Genomic DNA, 23,781 nt, shown 5'->3' with positions numbered 1-23,781 from the left:
TCAGACCCTCACCGTACCGTAAGGGTACTCCTCGGGCCTTCTCGCGCTGCGGCCTTGCTGAACGAGCTTTTTGAGCATCCAGTTAAATTGGAATATCTCTCGTGCCGTCATACGACGTCATACCCTGGTGGGAAAATTTCACGATATCGCCATCCTTGACCACCGTATCCTCTGAGCTCACTTTCTTATTCACCGCGATCATCACTTCACGGTTTAAGATAAACTGCAACAAGGGTCCCATGCGATCGTAGTTTGTCTCCACGAGTTTCCTGACTGAGGTCGGTTCCGACACATTAAGTTCGAACTCCGTATCTCCAACTGCATCGCGAAGCGTCAATCCAAACACCAGCACTGTAACCATAGTTTCCTCGCTCCTCGTCTCTCGTATCCCGTTTCTCGAATAAAAGCCCCATCGCAACATGCTTCATGAACGACGCTTCACGCTCCCCGTGCATGACAACGGAAACAATCCTGCCGTCTGGGATGTCGTTCCGGTAGAGGCGTACTGCCGGTAGAAGCATGACAAGAGATACAGGCCTGCTCGGCCCTGATCTCCAGATGTATGGCATCGGTCGGAACCGGTGGATTTCGGTCTTTCGGAGTCGGCAGCATCGACACACCGACGACGACGGCCACCGCAAACAGAATGAAGAGCGCGTCGACTTTTCGAAATTTCATGCCGGTCCTCTACCCGTCTGCTGGTCTGCGGCCTCGTAGGCCTCCTGAATGAGCTGCGCCACATGTTTCACCTCCGCCGCTCCCTGTAATCCCGTGCGCAATTGAATCATACAGGCCGGGCAACTCGTCGCCACAACTTCTGCGCCGCTCTGCTCGATGGCCCTCCGCTTGCGCTCGACGATGCGCTGCGAGGTCTCAAAATCCTTTACGAGATAGGTGCCGGCTCCGCCCGCACAGCGGTCGGCGTCCGGCATCTCCACATACTCGACACCCGGCAAACCTGCCAGAATCGCTCGAGGCTCCTTGGTCACTCCCGCCGCTCGCAGATGGCAGGAGGAATGGTAGGCCACCTTGCAGGTCTTGAGCTGCTGACTGGCCATGGCAGGCTTGACGGGCGATTGTGACACAAACTGCGAGATATGGGTGACTCGTGTGGCCAAGGCTTGAGCCGCTTCCTGCTCAGGCTCTCCGGCGAACAGCGTTGGATAGTCCTTCAGCATGAGGGTGCAGGAGGCGCACCCGGTCACGACGGTCTCGTATCCTGCCATGGAGGCCAGATTGACCCGTGCACCTTCTTTCGCCAGCGCCCGATGGCCGTAGGTTTCGATCGGCGTCCCCGAGCAGCGTTGCGGCGGCAGATCCGGTTCAACGCCATGCTTCCGCAAGACCGCAATCACGGCATCCCCCACCCCATCGTCGAAATAGTTGGCCGCGCAGCCGTGGAAATAGGCCACCGGGGAGCGGGCCGGTTGCCCGGCCTTGGCAATCAACTCCGGATATCGATCACGAAGTTGCCGTTTGGCCAATCGAGGGATCACCAGCTTCGGAGAGAGCCGTGCGGTCTCGGCCAGAAGATGCATGAAGGGTTTCGTCACCAGATCGAGCAGCCGCCGCATCAAAGGTCGATCCCAGATCGGCTGACAGACTGCGAGGAACTTCAGACATCGTTCAAACAGCACTGTTCGTGCATGGAAACGAAAGATAAGACCCGCCATCTTGTTCGGGTGTTCGGCGCGCCGGTCCAGGATGAGTTGCGACACATCGACTCCGGCCGGACAGGCCGTCCGACAGGACTTGCAGTTGAGACAGGCCTCCACGACTCGCTTCGAATTGAGATAACTGTAGTTCTTGTCGGTGACGATCTCGAACCAGCCCCGCGAACTCATGTCTTCCGATTGAAAGACATCGTAGACCGGACAAACGGCGTTACACTTGGCGCAGGTCGCGCAGGGTTTCGACAATCGCACATAGTCGATATGGTCCGTGAAGGGCCGGTCGCTGATTTTGATCCCAGGGTTGAGCATCCCGGTGGGATCGAAACTCTGCTTCACCTTCACGAACAGGTCATACAGCTCAGGACCGAACATCGTCTTCACATATTCGGCTCTTACCCGGCCATCCCCATGCTCCCCGCAGATCGAACCGCCGAATCGGCTCAAGACCGTCTGGTGAATCTCGTGATAGCCCTGCACCATCTTGTCGAAATCGCCCTGATCGTTCACATCGAGTAACGGAATAATATGGGCGTTCCCGTTTCCGATATGACCGAAAATCGCCACCGGCACATGTTGCCCCGCGAAGAACTCTTCCAGATACCGGATGAGTTCGCTGATCCGTTCAGCCGGCACCACGACATCGTCGACAAAGTTGATGGGCTTCTTCTTGGGATCGAATCGATAGAGCGTCGGATAGAGGGCTTTCCGCGCCTTCCACAATTGGTCCCGCTGCTCAGGATCGAAGGCGATGACGGGATCGGACGTGAGACGATACCGGCGACAGATTCCGGTCATACGTTCGGCCTGTGAGCGGAGATCGATCCCTTGATCATCAGCATCCAGTTCGATCAGGAGAGTGGCGGCCGCATCGGCCGGGATGCCGTGCTTCGCCCGCCCGATCAAATTGAGCGTATTGGCATCCATCACTTCCAACGCGCTCGGACGCAACTCCAGCAACTTCGGCACCGCATCGCCCACATCTTCCAAACGGTGAAAATGGATGAGGGCTGTCAGGGTGGATCGAGGCTTCTCCACCAGCCTGATGGTCGCTTCACTGAACAGCCCGAGCGTGCCCTCGCTGCCGACGAATAGCTTGGGAAGATCGTAACGGCCTTGCGCCAGCCCATCGACAAGACCGAAGAGATTGTAGCCGCAACTGTTCTTGCTGACAGTCGGACGTTTCTGCGCGATCAGGGCAGCATTGCTTTCTAACAACGACTTCAGATCGTGAAGCGGCCTATGCGTCTGTAGTAGTTGGCGGCATTCTGGATCGTCGAGCCCATACGACTTCGCATCCAGCCATTCGCCGGACTGCAAACAGACACGGAGCGCGTTCACGTTATCCTTCACGGAACCATAGCGCAGCGTGTGAGGACCGGATGAGTTATTCGCTAACATTCCCCCAAGCTTGCACATGTCGCCGCTGGAGGGATCGGGACCGAAGAGGAGACCATCACGCGCCAGCCGCTTGTTGAGTTCAGCCAGCACGATTCCAGGCTGCACCCGAGCCCAGCGCTCTTCGCAATTTAACTCCAACACCCGATTCAGGCGCGACACATCCAGGATAATCCCGGCCCCGATCGCCGAACCGGTCAGGTTGGTTCCAGCAGCCCTGGGCGTCAGCGGAATGCCTCGCTGTACAGCGTAACGCACCGTGGCGTCGATGTCTTCCTCAGACTCCACCAGTACGACGGCCTTCGGCATCATCCGATAGATGCTCGCATCCACCGCATAGGCCGTCAGCGTCGAATAGTCGTCTTTGACCTTATCGACGCCAATCGCCGCCCGGAGATCGGAGGCAATAGCGTGAGAACGTTCGGGCAGAATGAGGGTTGGTGAGGTCATAATTGAATGGGTTGCGCATTCTAGACGGACTGTTGAGACCGGCACAAGTCCGGTTGTCCCGCCATGCACGACCGGCTAATATAGGCGCCTCATTGAGGAGTATGCATTGTGGTCGATATACGCCCCACGCTTTACGTCTCACGCCTCCTCCCCGATCCCATCATGGCCATCGTGCGTGAACGATTCCAGCTGGTGCAGGAGCCGGTGGATGTTTTACCGACTCCATCGGCTCTCCGTGAAGGTCTCTGCCAAGCAGGCGCCGCAATTGTGACCCTGGGCGATCATATCGACGCCGAAACCATTCAGACTGCCACCAGGCTGAAAATTCTGGCGAACTATGCCGTCGGATATAACAACATCGACCTGGCTGCCGCACAGCGTCGTGGCCTGATCGTCACCAATACTCCGGACGTCTTGACGGATGCCACTGCAGATCTGACATGGGCTCTGATTCTGGCGACGGCACGTCGCGTCGTTGAAGGCGATACCCTCGTGCGATCAGGCCAATGGACCGGCTGGAGCCCCACACAACTCTTGGGGACGGGAGTGTCTGGGAAAACTCTGGGCATTATCGGCATGGGACGGATCGGCCAAGCGGTCGCCCAGCGTGCGGTAGGATTTCGGATGGCGGTGCGCTATCACGCACGCCAACCGATGACCGCCTCGTCTCTCTCTCATGAATGGGAGCTCCGCTCGCTGAGAAATCTCCTTGAAGAAGCCGATATCGTAACAATCCATGTTCCGCTCACAACAGCCACCCGCCATCTGATCGGAGCCCGTGAATTAGCCTGGATGAAACCGACTGCCTTCTTGATTAATACCGCTCGTGGTCCGATCGTCGATGAGGGCTCGTTGGTCGAGGCTCTCAAGAAAGGGACCATCGCCGGCGCGGGACTCGATGTCTATGAACAGGAGCCGGCGCTACACCCCGAGCTGGCTCAGCTGAAGCAAGTGGTGCTCCTTCCACATCTGGGCTCAGCCACAGTACAAGCGAGAATTAAAATGGGATTGGTCTGTGTGAAGAATATTGACGCGGTGTTAGAGGGGCAGCCCGCCCCGAACCGCGTGCAGTCTTAGAATAGACACGCAAGTCTGACAGGATTTACGGGAAAGATCCGACGCGAATCGATGGCGGCTTGTTTCGACGACCTGTTAGTTAGCGAAGCGTACCGCGGGAGTCGGAGCCTGAGTCAGTTCGAGACGTGCACGAACCGAGTCGAGTCGTTGCGGTACATCGTGGAAGGTCGGAATCGATTGATAGATGGCAGCAGCCTGACTCCACTGTGCCTGCGTTTCGTAGAGTAATCCGAGCTCATAACTGATGGCTTGCGCCTTGGCTCCCTGACAGGTTGGGTCCTGCAGTAGGCGCTCGAGTTGTACGATCGCTGACTGACCTTCCCCCTGCTCTTTCAAGCAGACCGCAATCATGAGACAGGAGTCCAGGAAAAACGCTGACCCCTTCATCGAGAGGCCAAACTCTTCTTTCGCTTCCTCCCAAAGCCCCATATTTTTGTATGCGACACCTAGCGTGTAGTGCGTCTCGTGGTCAACTGGGTCCGCCGGTTCTGCACAGACCTGAGCCTCAACGGTCGGCACTGTTACGTCTGGCTTCTTCGGTGAAAACGTCGCGGCCCATTTGGCGACTAACGGACTGGCAGGAGCCAGCTCTTTAACCTTGGCATAGAGAATCGCCGGCTGCGGCGCATCCTTCTTCTCGGGATCTGCCAGGAGCAATTCGAGGGCTCGTGAATATTGCAACGCGGCACCGGCGGTATCGCCCTTGATTTCAAGCAAGTAGCCAAAGAGTTCCCGGGCCTCTGAATCGTCCGGCTGTGCCGTCACGAGATGACTGAGCCATTCCTCCGCCTCAGCATGTTGACCGGCCGCTACATAGGCTTGGAACTGCTCGCTCGTGGAGAGGAGAGGCTCGATGGACGCAACCCCCTCAGGCTCGGCCTGCAACAACGAGCACTCGCTGTCCTGCGTCACTGGTTCCGGTTCTACCGACGCCGACTGGTCAGATACTGGTGCCTGGTCCGACTCGGCGAGCGAGAAATGTCTATCCTCTTGCGGAGGGATCTTCGACGTCTGGTTCCAGGCATCGTCTGGAGCGGTATCGGCAATCGAAGTTATGTTCGGTTCCTGAGCCGGGATCGATGGAACGGCCACTGTGGCAGAAACAGATGGATCGGTCTGCACGGTAACAGGCGGTGCTTCCGTTGGAACGCCATGCATCAGCGCCGTCAGTTTCTTCGCCGTGAGACTGTCTGGCGCCAGCGCCGTGACTTTCTCGAACAGTTCCTCATGCAGAGTCGGCATCCCGGGCTCGGGATGTTCCAACAGTAGCTCAATCGCCTTCCCATACTGGACCACGGCGTTGGCGGCATCGCCTTTCTCTCCGTAGAGTTCTCCGTAGAGTTCAAGCATCGCCACCGACTGCGGTTCGACTGCCAGAAAATCGGTGATCAGGGTTTCAGCCTGTGCGTAGTCCTGTGCGCGTAAGGCTGCGCCAGCGAGGTACCGGTATTCGCCGAGCGCGATCTGGAGATCTCCGCGTTGGAGATGCAACTTCGCGAACAATTGGCAGACGTCAGGATTGCCTGGTTCCTTGGTCAGCAATTGATTGAGAATGGCCTCCGCGCCGGCAAACTGGTTCTCTTCGATCCGACGAGTAGCCTCCGACAGCAGGTCGAGCGGCTCGGAACTCTTTGATTGGTCTCCGGACTGAGCCGCACCCGCCTTCGCGGGTTGCCCTGAGGCACCACCGGTCTTTTCAAAATGGTCAATGAATTGAGCTGCCTCGCTGTTGGCAGGATCGATGCGTAACACCGCCTGATACGCGTCCTTGGCCTCCGCATACCGCTGCTGTGCCGACCGTTCGCGCCCCAGTTGCAAGTAGACTTTCGTGGCTTCGTCCTGCATGTTTTCTTGCAGGCACAATTCCGCCACCCGCTGCTGGGCATCCAGATTCGAGGGATCTTGCGTGACAATCCGCCGATAGATGTCCAGCGCGTCTTTGCTTTTCCCTGCTTTGAGATAGTGTTTCCCGAGGGTGAGATAATCCTGTACGGCGCTGCTCAGCAAACCTCGCTCGGCATTGAGATCTCCGAGGTGCCGATAGACATCGTACCGAGACGGGTCCACCTTCAAAATTTTCTTGAATGTGGCAATGGCCTTCAGCGTGGCACCTTCTGCGCGAAAGGCGTTGGCGGCCTGCAGAAACGCCGCGACGGCATCATTGGTCGCATTGCGCTTGAGATGCAATTCTCCAATTGAATTGAAGATGCTCCCGTCGCCTGGGGATTCGACGGACAGCTTCTTCCATTCATTGATGGCGGCGTCGAATTGCCCTCGTGACGCAAAGAGCTGTGCGCTATGCAGAATCTTACTGCGATCAATCGCCAAAACGAACCTCCACAACGATCAAACGCTAACAGTGTCAATGGTTATTGTCAACGAAATGGGGCTTTCCGGTGTGTCGCGCACTCCGCAAAAATACGAAGGCCTGCTCCTGATGAGGAGCAGGCCTTCATGTTCAAATTTCTCTACGGGAACTTATGCCAATTCGGCGCCGGCTGCTTTCAATACGTTCGACGCCTGAGGCCCCTTTGCGCCTTGCACCACTTCAAACTCAACGTTTTCTCCCTCTTTCAACGTCTTGAATCCTTCTCCTTGCAGGGCGGAATAATGTACGAAGACATCATCTCCACTCTCCAAGCGAATGAACCCAAACCCTTTACGATCGTTGAACCACTTCACCGTGCCTTTTGCCTTCACAGAAACCCTCCTTTCCTCAACGGACACGTGTAGTTACGTGACCGATCCCGGAGCCAACTGAGTGACACATGTGATGAAAAAAAGACAGGACAACGAGCGGGGTGACCATGACGGGTTCATTGGAGAGACAAAATCAGTCACAAAACCCATCTTGGTTATAAATCGCGCAGCATGTACCATGGCGTTTCCAATCTTGTCAAGCCATTCATTGCCGATCGTCACGATGGACCTGTCGTCTGTCCGCTAGACAAGCCTCGCCTGCTCACCTATAGTGTCGCACCGTGCGAGGAGCATGATTGGTCGAATGTTTCTACGAACGCTGCTAGATCGTTACATCTTCACCGAACTCCTGTCCCCGTTTAGCTTAAGCCTCGGAGCCCTGTGCTTTGTGATGCTCACGCGGGAACTCCTGCGTCTCGTGGAACTGCTGGTCTCCAAAGGTGTTGGCATCGTGGCGGTGTTGCAAGTCTTCGCTCATCTGATGCCGTCGTTCCTCGTGTTGACCCTCCCGATCGCCGGGATCATCGCCTCGATCACCGCGTTCGGGCGACTCTCCTTCGATAAGGAGTTGGTGGCGATGCAGGCCGCGGGCCTGAGCCTCATGCGGTTGACTCGCCCAGTCCTACTCTTTGCCCTACTCGTGTTCGGATTGACCTTGTGGCTGGCGCAGTGGGGGCAACCCTGGAGTTCCACGAATCTCAAGAAAGTGGCGCTGAATCTCCTTCGAGATCAGCTCGTGCTGGCGTTGGAACGGGGAACCTTTAACGAGCCCATCCCCAACATGATGATCTATGTCCCGGATGGGGACCCCAAACAAGCCACGACTGGGATTTTCGTCTCCGATGAACGAAATTCAGACAATCCCCGTATTATCGTGGCGCAACAATATGAGGTCTTGATCGACACCGCCAACAATCAAGTCGCCTTACGCCTGCAAGAGGGCGTGATTCACAGCCGACCGGGACAAGCCGGCGAATACGAGCAGGTAGCCTTCACGAGTTATGACTTGAAGCTCTCCTTGAATCAGAGCGGTTATTCTTCGGCAGAAGAGCGTCCGTCGTACGAGGCTATTACCGCCCAACTCGCACAATCCCAATGGCGCGACCCCACCGCACTCCGACGATTGATGGAGTACTATAAAGACCTGGCCTTTCCCACTGCCTCGCTGGTGTTTTGCCTGCTAGGCGTGCCGGTCGGCATCGTCTCAAAACGATCAGGAAGCATGGGGGGATTTGCGGTCGGCGTGGTCGTGGTCGTCGTCTACTACATACTGAATGTCGCCTGCGAATTTCTCGTCACGACGGCGAGCCTGCCGCCCTTTGCCGGAGCCTGGCTCCCGAACGGCGTCTTTGCAGTGACCACGGTCGTGTGGTTTTACATCATGAGCCGCCGGTAAACCGATGCCTATTCTCTTTCGTTATCTCCTTCGCGAATACGGCAAGATCTTCACGATGTGCTTCAGCGGATTGATGACCATCTATCTCGTCATCGATTTCTTCGAAAAGGTGCGCCGATTTTTGCGTTACGACGCCAACTGGCTCGACGTCCTGACCTATTTTCTGCTCAAGGCTCCCGCAATTTCCTTCCAAATTGCGCCGCTAGCCATTCTGATGGCCACCCTCCTCACGTTTGGCCTGCTCTCCCGTGGACATGAAATTACGGCGATGCGCAGTTGCGGCATCAGTTTACCCTGGATCACCGCTCCCTTCATCATCTTTGCCGCAGGGATTTCTCTGGTGCTCTTACTCTTCAGCTCCACCGTCATCCCGTTGGCCGCGAGCAAGTCCGAAGAGATTCGAACCACGCGCATCGAGAAAAAACCTCCCGCTGCGGCCATCAAACTCCAGCAGCCCTGGGCAAGAGTGGGAGCCGGCGACCTGATGCAGGTGACGAGCGTCTCTGTCGACGGGGAACTCTTGAGCGGCGTACGACTCTTCCAGTTCGATCACCACTTCCAACTGATCGAGATCACAGAGGCCAACGAAGCCCGATATATCGATTCTACGTGGACCTTGTATCAGGGACGGCACCGGCGGTTTTCCCCAGAGGGCGCCGTCGCAGTGACCGATTTCGACCGCCAGGCTATTGCGCTGAGGCTGATTCCCGCTGATTTCACCGTCTGGCTCGCCGGCGATTCCGAGATGATGACGTTCCACGATATTCGAGGATATGCCAGACGTCGATACCAGCAGGGCTCCCAAACCGCACGGCTCAAGACCGACTATTACAGTCGGATCGCCTTCCCGTTCGTTACCGTGATCATGGTGCTGGTCGGCATTGCGCTGAGTCTGCGCCGAAGCGGCACGCGAGGGGGCAGCATGGCAATGGGTATTGGGCAGGCGCTTGCCGTCGGTTTTTGTTATTGGACGACGCACTCCATTGCGATCGCGCTCGGCCGCGGCGGGGTCTTGACGCCGCTGATTGCCGGATGGATGGCGAATATGCTCTTTTTGAGTTTTGGCCTCTATTTAATGCTCAAAGTACGCTATTAGAGCGGGATGCTGAAAAATCCCGCCAGCTTCGTTCTCGCATCGCTCAGAGGCTCAACGTACCCAGAGGGTACGCCTCGCCTCTTCGCTCGCTGCGGCCTTGCTGGGCGGCCTTTTTGAGCATCCCGCATGATATGCTCCTGCTTCCATGGACAGGCCAGCCAGTAAATATTTTGTGGACTCCCAGAATGACTCAGCAGTCTGCTACCCTCTCGGATCAGCCGGTTGACTGATCCAGGCGCTTCCGGTAAGTAGAAGCAGTTCATTTGCAAAAGGATTTCAAGAAGATGCGCGCGCGTGTTGTCGTCACAGGGTTAGGGGTCGTATCTCCGATCGGTATCGGGGTCGGTGCGTTTTGGAAGGCGGCCCTCGCCGGCCAATCCGGAATCACGGCGATTACGTCGTTCGACCCATTTCCCATGGATGGTTATCGCTCGAAAGTCGCCGGCCAAGTGCGTGACTTCGCGGTCGAACGGTTACTCGACAACGCCTATGGCGATCGGGTCGACCGGTATGCCCAGTTTGCCCTTGTGGCGGCAAAGGAATCGCTGGCCGATTCAGGACTCCAGATGACGAAAGAGAATCCTCACCGCGTCGGCGTGATCGTGGGAGCCGGCATGGGTGGAATGGTGATGGGCGAACGTGAAATCACGCAACTCTACCAGCACCAGAAGCCCCATCGCGTCCATCCGAACTTCATTCCTACCATCACCCTCAATTCTGCCTCCGGCATTATCGCGATGGCCTATGGCGCCAAAGGTCCGAATCTGACGATTTCCACCGCCTGCTCCTCCAGCGCCCATGCCCTCGGACAAGCGCTCCATTGTATCCGCGAGGGCCGGGCCGATGTCGTCATCGTCGTCGGAGCCGATGCCAGCATCACCCCGCTGGTCTTCGCAGGCTTCTGCTCCCTGCGTGCCCTCTCGTCTAAATTCAACGACCAACCGGACAAGGCTTCACGGCCGTTCGATCGGTTGCGCGACGGCTTCGTGATGGGGGAAGGCGCCGGTTCGCTGATCTTGGAATCGGCCACACATGCCAAGAAGCGCAAAGCGAAAGTCTATGCCGAAATTGCAGGGTATGCCGCGACCAGCGAGGCCTATCATATGGTCATCCCTCGTGAAGACGGCCTGGAAGTGGCCAATACGATGAAGCTGGCTCTCGCGGACGCCGGCATGACCCCCGGGCAGGTGGATTACATCAATGCGCATGCCACGTCGACATCGATCGGCGACGCCGTCGAAGCCAAAGCGATCAGGCAACTGTTTAAATCGCGCGCGGATAAAATCGCGATCAGCGCCACCAAGTCGCTGATCGGCCACACGCTGGGTGCCGCCGGTGCCATCGGAGGCATCGCCTCGGTATTAGCCCTCCACACTGGGCACATTCATCCAACCGCCAACTATGACGACCCGGATCCGGCCTGTGCCTTGGCAGGACTCTCCCGCTCAGCACAGGAACGTCGCGTGAAAGTCGCTATGCTGAACGCCTTTGGATTTGGCAGCAACAACGCCGCTGTGGTATTGAAGCAGGCGTCCACCTAAGTACACCATCAAGAGAATCGACCTATGGCAACCGACCCCATTGTATCGCTCAAGATCCGCACCTCTTTGGGTGAGTACTTAAAACGCGATCCCGCAACGATCCTCATCACCCAACATCTGCGTGACGATTTAGGTCTCGACTCAATGGCCGTGATCGAACTGCTCTACCGTATCGAGGAGGCCTTCGATCTCCAGATTCCTGACCAAGACCTTGTGGGACTGACGACCGTGGGCCATGTCGTGGCTTACGTTGAAAAACGGTTGGGGAACGCGCCCTCCGCAGCCCCGACAAAAAAACCGGCGAAGCCGTCTAAGCCGAAAAACAAAAAGAAATCGTAACACCATGGCCACGCGTCCACGTACCCCCGTCACATTGGCACAGATCCACCACGTCGTCGGCGGAGAACTTGTGGGGTCGCCACAAGCCAGCATCACAAGCCTGGCCAGTTTTGAAGAAGCCGGCCCGAACGACCTGACCTTCGTCACAGGGGACCGGATGCTCAAGGTGGGCGGTCCCACCGCTGCCGGGATGCTCCTTTCCCATCGGCGCCTGGCTGAAATTTCCAATCCTCATATTGTCGTCGCCAATCCGACCTTAGCGTTTGCGCAAGTTGCCCACGCGTTCTTTTGCCCGGTCGCCCCACCGCGAGGCATCGACGCGACCGTGGTCCGTGGTCTCGATACGCAGATCGGTCCCGATGCCTCAATCTGGCCTGGAGTCACCCTTGGAGACCGTGTACAGATCGGAGCGCGAGTGAGGCTCTACCCAGGCGTGTTTGTCGGGGACGACACCACCATCGGGGACGATACGCTGCTCTATCCCAACGTCGTCGTCAGGGAAGGCTGCACCATCGGCGCAAGGGTCATCATTCATAGTGGCACGGTCATCGGGAGCGACGGATTCGGCTATGTGCAGGATCAGGGACGACACTATAAGATTCCTCAACTCGGCGGGGTCACGCTTGAGGATGACGTCGAACTCGGCGCCAATGTCGCGATCGATCGATCCACCATCGGCCAAACCGTGATCAAGCAGGGCACCAAGGTCGATAATCTGGTCCAGATCGCCCATAACGTGACGATCGGCGCCCATTCAATTCTCGTCTCACAGGTCGGGATCGCCGGCAGTACTCGTGTGGGACATCATGTCATGATCGGCGGACAGGCAGGAGTGGCTGATCACATCGTCATCGGCGATCACGTCATGGTCGCCGCTCGTGCGGGCGTGAACCGTAACCTTGAACCGAATCAAATAGTCTCAGGGGCTCCCGTCATGCCCCATGAAGTGTGGGTCAAAGCCCAAGCCGTCATTCCACGGCTTCCTGAACTCCGACAGGCGGTTCGCACATTGGAGGAAAAGATGAAGCAGATAGAGGCCCGAGGCAAGGTGCCTCGAACCTCAAAGCCGAAGCCCAAGAAGCGAACCAAATAACGGATCGGCCGTCCACCCCTACCCGATAATTCCACGCCACCCAAACAGCTTAGCCCAGTAGAATCCTGCCCAGGGAATCAGCACAGCCGGGAACGGGTCGAGGTCCCCCTGCAGCATGGCTGCGGCCGATGCACTGAAGATTAGCGCCACTCCGGCGACGGTCAGTATCGGAACGAAGCCTCGTCCGGCATGGGTGATTTCCGGCATCTCCGGCGCGGCCTTGGCCTTCTTGCTGCCTTGTACCACCGCCGTTCGCATCCGCGCAGCATACACCTCCGGAAAGGCAGCCAACAGATACCGGTGATACCGCGTCTGGCCCCACCCGAACAATGCGCCGACCACAAGGAGACCCGAGCTGGCGAGAAACGTCAACGAGGTATAGGTATGGTTCGCCAGAAGTTGATAGCCGAGCGATCCCAGCCCTCCAATCATACAGACCAGTCCGACCACCCCGGACGGCATGAGGATATATGACCGCACATAAATACGAGCTTGCTCCTGAATTTTCTCGGGCCGCAAGACTGTCACAAGTTTTGGCATCAGCCGTTCCCCCACCTCATTACGCTGACAGGCTTCTCGTCCTCGACGAAGAAAGACCGTAAATCGGCGGCATCATACCATCCTTCTGTTGTTTGTCGCATGCGAGGAAAGAGGAGAACGATCTTTTCTGCCGAACTGATGCGCTGGCCGTCCAATCCACGCGACTAGATAAGGGATGGTGGATGACACCAGAGCAACCGCAGGCGGGATAGCTGATTGTGAGAAGCTGGCTACCCAGCGACTGAGTCCACGGGATGAAGGCAGATGTCGACAGCGAAGCGACCTTCTCCCAGCGGTCGTTCATTGTCAGTCCCATGGAGTTCCGCGCTGGGAAAGGCCCGATGACATGAGGCCGTTGGGATCGACAGGCTCGGTGTCCACAAAACATGTGCACGGCCTGTGGATAACCATGTGGATGAGCGGCCAATACGATGTTGGAACAGCCCACCACACTGATTGCCCAATCGGTAGGCAGTACAATCCGTGCAATTCCATGGAGATGCGATGATGTCGAAGAAATATACAGAGAGGACAGTCACCGTTTGCTGACGATCGAAAATATTTTCTCGCAACAGTCGTACAGAACTGTGCAAATCTGCAGGACGAAACTAGACTGGCAAAATATTACCGATGGCCGATCGTTCGATCCGCCCGATATTGACCCATTGCTCCGCCATGGGAATCAACGCATGAATTCGACCCTGGACCGTCTCCAGTCGTTGCGGCAAGGTCGAGGTCTTCCGATAGACCGCCACCATGAGAAAGGAGCGCAGCCCTTGCAAAAACATCGTGATCATCGTCGCTTGTACATGGTTGGCCATGTCGTGGAGGACCTCGATCTGCTGGATAATTGGATCGAGCTGAGACGCCGCCACAAAATCCATCTGCCCTCGCGCTCGTAATTCTTCAAGCGTACGACTCATGATCGGGACCAGGCGACAGACTTCGTGAAGAAACTCATCGTCGAGTCGATCGAGCTCCGTCAAAATCTGTCCAACGGTAGTCACATCGAGATGATCGGATTTCTGCTCGGCTCGATGAATTACGGCCTCCAGAACATCGCGCGCTGGCTGCATCGACCGGGCACGAGCCTGTTGCAGATCCCGTAGTGCATGAAGAAGGGGTGGGCTGGAAGGTCCGGTAGCGACAGGGGACAGTTGTAAAGAGGCCGCAGAATCATCCATTGCCAGCGCAGGAGATATCTCCTGCGTGTCTTCCACCGGTCCAACAGAATCGCCCTCCTGCTCAAAGCAATCGTCCGCTTGATCTCCTGCTAATCGACGCACCGCCACATTGATCCGATCCAATCCCTCTTGAAGCGACAGCAGCGCTGCCGTCATCGCACGCGGTTCCTGACGTCCCACATCGTGGAGAATGGGAAGCAGGTTCGAGGCCATTTGCGCAATCGCATGGAATTGCACCGTTGACGCGGACTTGGCAAGATTCGTAATTCCGTGCAAGAGAATCCCGTAGAGCTTCGGACGCATCGTTTCGTGCGTCCCTTCACCCAGTTGTCTCAACGCCGCTTGAATTTGAGCTAGCCATTCATGGGCTTCGAGGGCAAAGAGCCCGATCACTTCCTTCTCAAAGCTGGGATCCGTCAGATCCTGAGCAGAAGAATCAACAGTCCATCTCCGCTCGTCCAACAACGCCGTCGACTCCTGTTCTCGTCCAGGAGTCTTCGCCTCGACCGCGCCTTGAATCGCGCTGGCCAGCGCATCCAACCCCTCCAACAACGACGTGAACTGATCGGATGCCGCGGGAACGATCGCAGATGGCTGTGGACTTTTCTCAATCGTCGAAAAGGACAAACGCGCGACGTCAGGAGGTTCAAGCGTTTGAACGATGGACACGAGCGGGGTCAGGCTCAAATCAAGCTGCCGGGATTCCTGGCCGAGGACTGGATCATCCTCGATCCAGACGATCGGACGAAGCGGGTAGTTCGTATTGATGTGCTTCACGGTCCCCACCTCTCCGGTGGTCAACCTCACCGAGGTGCCGAGCGGATAGGCAGACAGTTGTTCGACTAAGGCCTTCAGCACCTCGCGCGGGAATGCCGTTCGTTCCGCCACCATCAATTCTCGGACCGCTTCATGCGGAAAATATCGACGGCGATAGCCCCGTGGGCTCACCAGGGCATCGAAGACATCCACCACCCCGATGATTTGGGCAAACTCGCTGATCTGCCGCCCCTTCAGCTTGTTGGGGTATCCCTGCCCGTTCCACCGCTCATGGGCTTGACGCACCACTTGTGCCAGCCACTCGTATTGTGGACCGGCCTTACGAATCGCCTCATAGCCGAGATCCGGATGCTGTTCGATCAACATCCGTTCATCTTGGGTCAACCGGCTGGATTTACTGATGACCGACTGCGGCACGGCAAACAGACCGATGTCATGCAGGAGCGCTGCGAACGTCAACCGCTCCAACTCTTTCCCGTGGTAACCCAATCCGGCACCGACCTTCGTCGCGACAATGCCGACATTCACGAGATTTGTAATCAGCGGAGAACCGGCGGGCCCACTCATCGCCTGCACGAGTAATTGATCACTTCTCTTGAGTGCCTCCACAATACCTGTCGCCAGCGTAGATACGGGATCCAAGTCGAGTGCGTCCTGCCGCTGGACGGCCAAGGCCACGCTCGTCAGGTGCTCCTGTGCAATCTGATACAAATCAGGCACGTTGTATTCCTTCATGGTCTTCGGTCGTTCTTCTTACACATTCAACAATAGATCATCGGCATTGACCGACCCGCTGAACAAGTCTGACATCGATCTCTACCATGTTTTCGAGGGATCCGGCAAAGAGACACTGATCGCAGAGGGCATTGATCAGCCGCCCAATCCCTTGCGTCTGCTCATAAATGGCTGCCACGGCCTCCTTCGTAAAGACATCTGTCCGATGAGTGGCGATACCCATGCGAGCCTTCATATATGACGCCGTCTCCTCTGCCGTGAAGGGGCCCAAGTGGGCACGAACCGCAATTCGCTGGTTCAGTTGTGGAATGTTCGCCACACGATGACGCAATTCAGGCTGCCCGATCAACACCACGGTCAACAAGAATCGGTCATTGAGTTGGAAGTTCGTCAGTAATCGCAGCTCCTCAAATCCTTTGACGCGTTCAATCGCTTGCGCCTCATCCACGATCAAGACCGAGCTGATTCCACGTTGGGCATTCGACTGCAGTCGTTCATTGAGCTGCTGTAATCGTCCTGCTTTGGATCGCACGGGATCGAGTCCAAACTGCGACAACACCTCATCCAATAATTCTGATGGAGACAATGCGGGATTGGCAACGAGCGCGATATCATACTGTGCAGACGACAGCCCGCTGATCAGTCGGCGGCTGAGCAACGTTTTTCCGCACCCGATGTCGCCGGTGAGCAGGAGCATGCCCTTGCGGGTCTGAATCCCATAACTCAACCACTGATAGGCCGTATCATGCTGGGTGCAGGGCACATAAAATCGCGGGTCCGGCACATTGTCGAAGGGAAGGGTTTGGAGCCCCCAATACTTCGTATAATCCACGTCTGTCGTCATTGGGCCATCATCTTCGCTCGTCTATTTTGACTTCCGTGAGCATCCAACGAAACTCTGTGCGGGGCTCTGGCACATGATCATGACTGGCTGGAGGGAAGCAACTGATTGATTGCGGCACGCTGAGCGCGCCCATGCTCCGCCCATTCGCGGATCGCTGTACCCATGCTGTGAAGCCGTGCCTTCACAGTTTCCACCCGTGCGGCAGCCAGATGCACTCGACGCTGCGCCATCACTGTCAATAAACTGTGCAAGCCTGTAAAGAACAGCATGGCCACCCCCGCATTCACCTGTTGCGCTTCGATTCGAAGCCGTGCCACGTCCTGGAGTGACCCGTCGAGGGCTGCCATACGCGAAGTGGGCTCCTGTACGTCTTGCCCGAGAACATGTAGCTTCTCAGAAATCGCTGGCACCTGCGTGCCAATCGCTTGCAGAAACAACTCTTCCGCGTCGGACACGCGCGTCAGATAGCCCTGGATCACCGTGGCATCCACTTGCCCAACACCGGCCTGAACCTGCCCTTCTATCTGCTCGATCATGGCCCGAATCACGTTCCGTCCGGACATGGCCACCGAGGGCTGTCTCTCCTCTAATGCCTGTAAGGCTTGCAGGAAATCAGCAGATGAGAGGCTCGTGTAGGCGGCCTCAGCCGCGGCGCCACTCCCGTCATCTTCAAAGGAGATGCCCGTGGCCTGGGTCAAGGCCGTATGAATCTGTCCTAACTGCTTGCAGAGGGAGAGAAAGTCCTGAACGGAAAGCGATTTGTTTGGATCCCGGATAGCGTCGATGAAGGGAATGGCGTTGAAACTGGCCTGCTCGACATCCGGGAGATTGATTGTGGCCGCGGATCCTCCGAGATTCGTCACTCCTGCTGAAATGATCCCGATGAGTTTGGCATGCCGTTCAGGCGCTGGCCCCTGTTGCAATTCATCAAGGGCGACGTGGATGTTCTGAAGCCATTCTTGTGCCTCCTGCACAAAAAGATCGATCAGCTCTTTCTGGAAATCATCTGTCGTCTCAGCAGCCATAACCTCAGTCCTTCACGACTGTGACAGTTCTTACGCGAGGCCTATCGATTCAGGACCGCCGTTTCCCACTCCCCAGCTGAGAGGCCAACCCTGCGATCTCGCTAAGCTTGGTCGCCATTTCTTCAAACCGTTTGGTCGCCTGCTCGGCGGCCTGCTCAGTGTCGGATGCACGCTTGGCTAAAAGGCTATTCCGTTCTCGCTCGGTCTGAAGCAACGATTCAAACTCCTGGACTCGTTCTGCTGCACGTTGGGACTCGGAAAGGCGTGCAGCAAGGTCGTGATTCTTTTCCTGTTCGGCAACCAATGTTTGTTCCAACAGGCCCATCCGTGCGACAACCTGTTCTTGCTCAGCCACACGCCGAGAAAGTTCCTGCACTTGCGCTTGCTCCTGCGCCAGTTGAGCAACTGCCTGGCGTTCAGCCTCATCAGCCCGGCGCGTCACGTCGCTCGTACGTTCCTGTTCTTGTGCCAATTGCAGCGCCAGCTCTTGAGACAGGGCTACGGTCTTTTCCATCGCTGTCATCTGTTGAACCAGTTGTGTGGCTGCCTGGCGCTCGGCATGCAACGTCGCCTCCATCTCCTGGACACGACTTGCACGTTTCTGCACCTCGGCGAGACTTGAGGCCTCTTGTGCCCGGTCCTCGCGTTCTTTCTGAAGCGCCTCTTCCAGTTCCTGCACATGGGCCGTCAGACTCTCAACCACGACTCCCTGTTTCTTGGCCTCGGCCGCCTGCTCTCGCTCACCTTTTAATTCAGATTCGAGCGCCTGCACCCGAACAGTCGCCTGCTCGGCTTCTGCAAGTTTTTCCTTCAACTGAGCCGCCTGCTCGCGCTCTCGGGCCAGCATCGACTCGAGTTCCTTCATGTTGCCAGACTGTCCTTCAAGCTGCGTTACGCGTTGAGTCAGTTGTGCCGATCGATCTCGTTCAACCTGAAGTTCTTCCTCGAGCGGTTTCAACCGCGCAGCTGTCTGCCGATATGTTTCCAATTGTTCGTCACTGACACGCGCCGTCTGAATCGGTTCAACCGTCTCTGGCACCGGCTCAACAGGCTTCTGAGCATGAGCAACAGGCGCTTGTCTCTTGGCCAATAACTCAAGCACGCGATCCTTGAGAGAGGTACCCTGGAACGGTTTTTTCAGCACTCCGTCTGCGTGGCAGGATTCAGCTTGCCTGGTCACCTCCTCGTTGACGATACCGGAGATCAAGAGCACCGGGGTGTTTGCCAATCCGCTCTGCGCACGCACAAAGGCGCAGACTTCGTACCCGCTCTTATCCGGCATGATCACGTCGGTGACGACCATGTCAGGCTTCTCTTTGGCCAAATAGGCCAACGCCTCTTCACCATTCGCAGCAAGCGTGACTCCAAATCCAGCCTCGGTCAGCAACCGCTCCGCGACTTTCCGAACGGCAATACTGTCATCGGCAACCAACACGTTTGGCATCTCAGCTTCCTTTCCCCATTACCGTGAACCTCGAACGAGGTCCTACCCTAACCGTCCCAGTCGTTGCAAGGCCACGATCGTCACGTCGTCCCCACCAATCGTGACTGACCCGAGCGTTTCAAGATCACCGCTGATAGTGGGTCGAATCGCTGCAGCATCTACCATTTCGAGAGAAGGTACCGCCGCATCAATACAGATCGCCATCGGACCATCGACGTGACGAGCGACCAGGCACAGCAAGGGATCTCCCTCCACGGTGCGGCTCAGCCTGTTCGCCAATTCATACACCGGCATCACCTGATGGTCCCGTTTCAGCATCGCCTGCACGAACGGTGTCTGACTCGGCACAGGAATACTGTCAGTCCAGGGTGACACGCCCCCCACATCTTCCGTCCGTGCGGCCAACTTCATCCCGCCAATGGAGAAGACCACCACATTCCACGACCGTTTTGTGGCCTGAGTCTGCTGCTGTCCTCGAGCCGCCCTCAGCACGACCCACCAACTGTGAGTGGACCAGCGGTGACCAGCTGCGAGGTCTCCTTTGCGCCCACAGAGACCACCTCGGCCAACTCGCCCAGCATCCAGGCAGGATTCACGATCAACACCAGAAGGTCCTCGTATAACATCATTCCCCCAAACCACCGACGTTCATCGCATTGAAATTGCGGCGGCAACGGAAGACAGTTCTTGCGTTCCACGTCCGTCAAGCCGACCACCTGCTCAACGCGAATCGCGCCATGCGAATGGCCGTTCGAATACAACACCGTCCGCATCTCGTGACCGGATAGGTCGACGATTACAGAAAGTAACTGCGCGAGGTCAACCGATTGATAGATAGCTCCCGTCGCCGTGACGGCTTGTTCGTGACCGATCTCTTCTGGCGTCAGCACGCCGCGAACTCCATCGGCAGGCAATGCCAGATACGTGCGCCCCAGGCGAACGACCAAGAAGCTGGCCGTCTCTACAAGCACATTCGTCGATTTAAGATGACCCCGTAAACTCATGATCGTTCCAATTCTGACAATGGCTCGCTACCAAGAACCGCATGACGAATCTCTACCGCGAAATCCTATTGACGCACGGTGGCCTCTTTACCGATCCAGCGCTCAATTTCCTGAATCAATGCCCGCTCTTCTACCGGCTTGGGAATATACGAGCTCGCCCCGATATTCAGCGCCATTTGCCGATGTTTATCACCGGCTCTGGTCGTCATCACGATAATCGGCGTCTCCTGGGTCTGCGCCCGGCTGCGTAACCCCTGGATCACTTCATAGCCATTCAGCTTCGGCATCTCAAGATCGGTGAGGATTAGCCGGTAGTTATGCGCCGATGCTTTACGGAGACCCTCTTCTCCATCCACTGCGGTATCGACTTTATACCCGGCGGACTCCAGCATTCGACCGACGAACTTCCGAATGCTCAAGGAGTCGTCGATTAAAAGAATCAACGGTTCCAATGCCTTCGGCTCTGGCGCCTCCACGTAGGGGATCAAGGCCGCTGCTGAGGATGCCGCGTCAAATGACAATTCCGCTCCAGCTGCGACCGGCGTTTCTCGCGCCAACAGCCGAGCCGGGTCTAACACGAGGACCACGCGACCTTCCGGATCGATGGTTGCGCCACCAAAGTTGGAACGATCCAACGACTTAAACGATCCTAATGGTTTAATGACGATTTCCTGACGACCGAGTAATTCATCAACCAGCAACCCGATCATACCAGCGGCCGTTCTCACGATGACCACCGGTCTCCCGATTTCTACCGGCACACGATTCCGAGTGAGCAACTGTTGGAGCGGCTGTACTTCGATCGCCTCATCACCGACATGCAAGATGGATCGCTCACCCATCCGTTGATGCGAGTTGGCCGTTAACATGGTGACTTCGCGGACCGACGGCAACGGAATCGCATACCGTTCGCTCCCGGCCTTCACCATGAGCGCCGTGGCAATCAGCAGGGTCAGCGGGAGACTCAACGTGAACTTCGTCCCCACACCTCGAATGGATTCGACATCGATGTGGCCGTTCATGCTTTCGATGACGCGCTTCACCACATCCATGCCGACCCCTCGCCCAGCCTGATCACCGATCTGATCAGCCGTCGAGAATCCCGGCATGAAAATAAACTTGACCACTTCTGATTCCGGTAACACGCGGGCCACTTCAGGGCGAATCAACCCTCGCTCCACCGCCTTGGCCCTGATCTTTTCAACATCAAGCCCCGCTCCATCGTCTTCCACTTCGATCAATACGGCATTCCCGCGATGCGCCGCATGGAGATAGATCGTCCCGGCCGCAGGCTTGCCCTTCGACATGCGAACCGCCGCAGGCTCGATTCCGTGATAGACCGCGTTGCGCACGAGGTGCACCAACGGATCGACCAGCCGCTCCACGACGCCCGTGTCCACTTCGGTATGTTCACCGGAAGTGACTAATGTCACCTCTTTCCCTGTCGCCCGTGCCATCTCCCGTGTGGCGCGACGGAATCGGGTGAACGGGGTGCCGACCGGCACCATACGGGCCCGGGCAATTTCATCACGCATCCCGAGGGTGAGTTGTGCGAGGTGACTCATGTCTTCATGCGAACGACGAATCGATCCGCTCAGCTGCGTCATCGATTCGGTAATATCTGCCGTGACCTCACTGATTCGACGGGCCAAAATATTGAAATCGTCGTACTTGTCGAACTCAAGACTGCCAAAATCGCTGAGACCGGCCATACCCTGAGAGGGGACGGACGCCGGGCTTGAGGAGGCAGCCGGAAGCGTGAAGGTATGTTTCTCCTCAAACGAACGAACCGATTCGACCAAACGTCCTTTGCACGCTAACACTTGCTGAGAAAGATTCTCCAGCATATGCAGTCGTTGCTCGAGCCGTCCTCGGCCGATCACGAGCTCACCGACCAGATTCAATAGTCGCTCCAACCGATCGCGGCTCACACGGATGACTTCGCGATCTTCTGCCGCTTTCCCGTCCACCGTCTTGGCAGGTTCGGCGTCTTGCTGATCCTGTGCCTCTTGCTCCACCGGCGGCGCGACTGACTGAACGGTAGGCCGTGCCTCAACGGCCTGATCCGCCATAGGCTGATCGAGCTGCTTGAGTCCTTGCAAGGCGACCGCGAATCGCTGGCGCAGCATGTCGAGGGATGAAGAATCTCTACGCATCAACAAGCGAACCACATCCACCGATCGTAACAATACATCCGTATGCCCTGGGAGAATCTTGACACGCCCCTCCCGAACCGAGCCCATAAAATCTTCGACGTAATGCGTCAGATCGCCAATCGACTGGAATCCAACCGTATAGGCAGACCCTTTCAGCGTATGCGCGGTCCGAAAGAGCTGATTGATGACTTCAGGATTGTGCTGTTCTTTTTCAAGGCGAAGTAATTGCGCTTCAAGTGACTCCAGATACTCCTGGGCTTCAGGAGCAAAGTACGACAGCACTTCAGCATCCAGAAGCGGCAGCAGATACTCATCCGTCAATGGGTTCGAGCCGGGTGACGGTTCCGCTTCTGGAATGGCCGATGGCTCGGGACAGTCGACGACGGCCGCCGCAACCTGCACCACTGAGACGATCGGAGCAACCGCTGGAGCCGCTACCGCGATACCTTCCCCCTTGCGGATCCGTTCAAGCGCTTGAATGACTTCGGGCACAGCATGCTGTAATTGCACGATACTGTCGTCGTCTCGGCGCATGAGCAACCGAGTCACCTCGACCGCCCGACTGATCGCCCCGATCAACGTAGCCGACATGGCCACCTGGCCTTCACGCACCGCGATCATGCAGTCTTCGACCGGATGAGCCACGTCCCCGACCACCTTGAACCCGATCGTGTGAGCAGACCCTTTCAAGGTGTGGGCCGTGCGGTAGAGCGTCTGAATCGTTTCTCTATCCTGAGAATCATGCCGCAGTCGATGTAGGAGCGATTCGATGGTCTCTAGATACTCCTCCGCTTCCGGGGAAAAATACGACAGAACCTCGATATCGAGAGTCGGCACGAGATAGTCTGCTGTGAGTACAATCGATTCATCAGAATGAACGGTTTGAGGCACAACGGGAAACAATCCAGCCACTTCGGCTTTCCATCGCGCACCCACGGATGGGTCTTCAGGCTCGCCTTGCGCAACAACTTTCAATTGAGACTCGAACGAAGTGACCATCCCGCGTAAGATCTCCAAGGCCTTCGGCCAGAGTGAGGCCTCTATCGATGGCGCCTCTTCCAAGGTGGATTCCATCAAGGCCCCCATCAGGGCTAACCCCTCGTATCCGTAGAGTCCTGATGCCCCACGAATTTTATGTGCCCACACATACTGTTCTTGCAGTTGTGCGGGAGTCGGCGTCGTCCCATCGGACGGATGGAAGGCCTTGGTGAGGATGTCCATCGCTTCCGTCGCTTCAGCGACGAATATATCGACGAGGTCGTCTCGGTCAAGTTCGGAGCTCATCCCTATCCTTTCTTACCCGGAGCATCCA

General features: G+C 56.9%; 19 protein-coding genes. 6 read left to right on the top strand and 13 right to left on the bottom strand.

Translation table 11 applies throughout. The features are described from left to right. Positions 1-82: 82 nt before the first annotated feature. From Q8N00_18080 to Q8N00_18070, 3 genes are all read right to left on the bottom strand, one after another. Positions 83-361 carry a MoaD/ThiS family protein gene (locus tag Q8N00_18080; GenBank protein MDP2384695.1) on the bottom strand — a complete coding sequence of 93 codons (279 nt, stop codon included), beginning with the start codon at positions 359-361 and terminating at the stop codon, positions 83-85. Between the two features lie 77 nt (positions 362-438). Then, positions 439-678, bottom strand: a complete 240-nt coding sequence (locus Q8N00_18075) for a hypothetical protein (protein ID MDP2384694.1) — start codon at positions 676-678, stop codon at positions 439-441. Beyond that, positions 675-3,518, bottom strand: a complete 2,844-nt coding sequence (locus Q8N00_18070; GenBank protein ID MDP2384693.1) for an FAD-binding and (Fe-S)-binding domain-containing protein — start codon at positions 3,516-3,518, stop codon at positions 675-677. Before Q8N00_18070 ends, Q8N00_18075 begins: the two co-directional genes overlap by 4 nt. 162 nt (positions 3,519-3,680) lie before the next feature. On the opposite strand from Q8N00_18070, the gene Q8N00_18065 reads away from it, so the two are divergent. Next, positions 3,681-4,595, top strand: a complete 915-nt coding sequence (locus Q8N00_18065; protein ID MDP2384692.1) for a D-glycerate dehydrogenase — start codon at positions 3,681-3,683, stop codon at positions 4,593-4,595. A gap of 75 nt (positions 4,596-4,670) precedes the next feature. Here the strand turns inward: Q8N00_18065 and Q8N00_18060 are convergent, their stop codons facing one another. Further along, positions 4,671-6,923 carry a tetratricopeptide repeat protein gene (locus Q8N00_18060; GenBank protein ID MDP2384691.1) on the bottom strand — a complete coding sequence of 751 codons (2,253 nt, stop codon included), beginning with the start codon at positions 6,921-6,923 and terminating at the stop codon, positions 4,671-4,673. A 150-nt stretch (positions 6,924-7,073) separates the two neighbouring features. After that, complete coding sequence (locus Q8N00_18055) at positions 7,074-7,295, bottom strand: cold-shock protein (GenBank protein MDP2384690.1); 222 nt, start codon at positions 7,293-7,295, stop codon at positions 7,074-7,076. Between the two features lie 304 nt (positions 7,296-7,599). On the opposite strand from Q8N00_18055, the gene lptF reads away from it, so the two are divergent. From lptF to lpxD, 5 genes are all read left to right on the top strand, one after another. Continuing rightward, on the top strand, positions 7,600-8,691 hold the full coding sequence (gene lptF, locus Q8N00_18050; GenBank protein MDP2384689.1) for an LPS export ABC transporter permease LptF: 1,092 nt from the start codon (positions 7,600-7,602) through the stop codon (positions 8,689-8,691). 4 nt (positions 8,692-8,695) lie between these two features. Continuing rightward, complete coding sequence (gene lptG, locus Q8N00_18045) at positions 8,696-9,787, top strand: LPS export ABC transporter permease LptG (protein MDP2384688.1); 1,092 nt, start codon at positions 8,696-8,698, stop codon at positions 9,785-9,787. A gap of 284 nt (positions 9,788-10,071) precedes the next feature. Beyond that, complete coding sequence (gene fabF / locus Q8N00_18040) at positions 10,072-11,328, top strand: beta-ketoacyl-ACP synthase II (GenBank protein ID MDP2384687.1); 1,257 nt, start codon at positions 10,072-10,074, stop codon at positions 11,326-11,328. A gap of 24 nt (positions 11,329-11,352) precedes the next feature. After that, positions 11,353-11,667: an acyl carrier protein gene (locus tag Q8N00_18035; protein ID MDP2384686.1), complete on the top strand. Its 315-nt coding sequence runs from the start codon at positions 11,353-11,355 to the stop codon at positions 11,665-11,667. A 4-nt stretch (positions 11,668-11,671) separates the two neighbouring features. Further along, positions 11,672-12,760: a UDP-3-O-(3-hydroxymyristoyl)glucosamine N-acyltransferase gene (gene lpxD / locus Q8N00_18030; GenBank protein MDP2384685.1), complete on the top strand. Its 1,089-nt coding sequence runs from the start codon at positions 11,672-11,674 to the stop codon at positions 12,758-12,760. 18 nt (positions 12,761-12,778) lie between these two features. Here lpxD and Q8N00_18025 read toward each other — a convergent pair whose 3' ends face one another. The 8 genes from Q8N00_18025 to Q8N00_17990 all read right to left on the bottom strand — a co-directional run bounded on the left by Q8N00_18025 (position 12,779) and on the right by Q8N00_17990 (position 23,753). Then, entirely contained in the window at positions 12,779-13,300 is a 522-nt protein-coding gene (locus tag Q8N00_18025; protein MDP2384684.1) for a hypothetical protein, read from the bottom strand. A 608-nt stretch (positions 13,301-13,908) separates the two neighbouring features. Further along, positions 13,909-15,981: an HD domain-containing phosphohydrolase gene (locus Q8N00_18020; protein MDP2384683.1), complete on the bottom strand. Its 2,073-nt coding sequence runs from the start codon at positions 15,979-15,981 to the stop codon at positions 13,909-13,911. A gap of 52 nt (positions 15,982-16,033) precedes the next feature. After that, a complete protein-coding gene (locus Q8N00_18015) occupies positions 16,034-16,840 on the bottom strand; it encodes an AAA family ATPase (GenBank protein ID MDP2384682.1) in 807 nt (268 codons plus the stop codon). A gap of 77 nt (positions 16,841-16,917) precedes the next feature. Next, positions 16,918-17,865: a hypothetical protein gene (locus tag Q8N00_18010; GenBank protein MDP2384681.1), complete on the bottom strand. Its 948-nt coding sequence runs from the start codon at positions 17,863-17,865 to the stop codon at positions 16,918-16,920. A gap of 49 nt (positions 17,866-17,914) precedes the next feature. Continuing rightward, positions 17,915-19,309: a response regulator gene (locus tag Q8N00_18005; protein ID MDP2384680.1), complete on the bottom strand. Its 1,395-nt coding sequence runs from the start codon at positions 19,307-19,309 to the stop codon at positions 17,915-17,917. A gap of 42 nt (positions 19,310-19,351) precedes the next feature. Beyond that, entirely contained in the window at positions 19,352-19,801 is a 450-nt protein-coding gene (locus tag Q8N00_18000) for a chemotaxis protein CheW (protein MDP2384679.1), read from the bottom strand. Then, on the bottom strand, positions 19,795-20,313 hold the full coding sequence (locus tag Q8N00_17995; protein ID MDP2384678.1) for a chemotaxis protein CheW: 519 nt from the start codon (positions 20,311-20,313) through the stop codon (positions 19,795-19,797). Before Q8N00_17995 ends, Q8N00_18000 begins: the two co-directional genes overlap by 7 nt. Before the next feature lie 65 nt (positions 20,314-20,378). Further along, positions 20,379-23,753, bottom strand: a complete 3,375-nt coding sequence (locus Q8N00_17990) for an Hpt domain-containing protein (GenBank protein MDP2384677.1) — start codon at positions 23,751-23,753, stop codon at positions 20,379-20,381. Positions 23,754-23,781 lie beyond the last annotated feature (28 nt).

The organism is Nitrospirota bacterium (genome assembly GCA_030684575.1).
GTDB lineage: Bacteria > Nitrospirota > Nitrospiria > Nitrospirales > Nitrospiraceae > Palsa-1315.
Note: the sequence above shows the minus strand (reverse complement) of the source record. Positions and strands in the feature narration are given on the sequence as shown.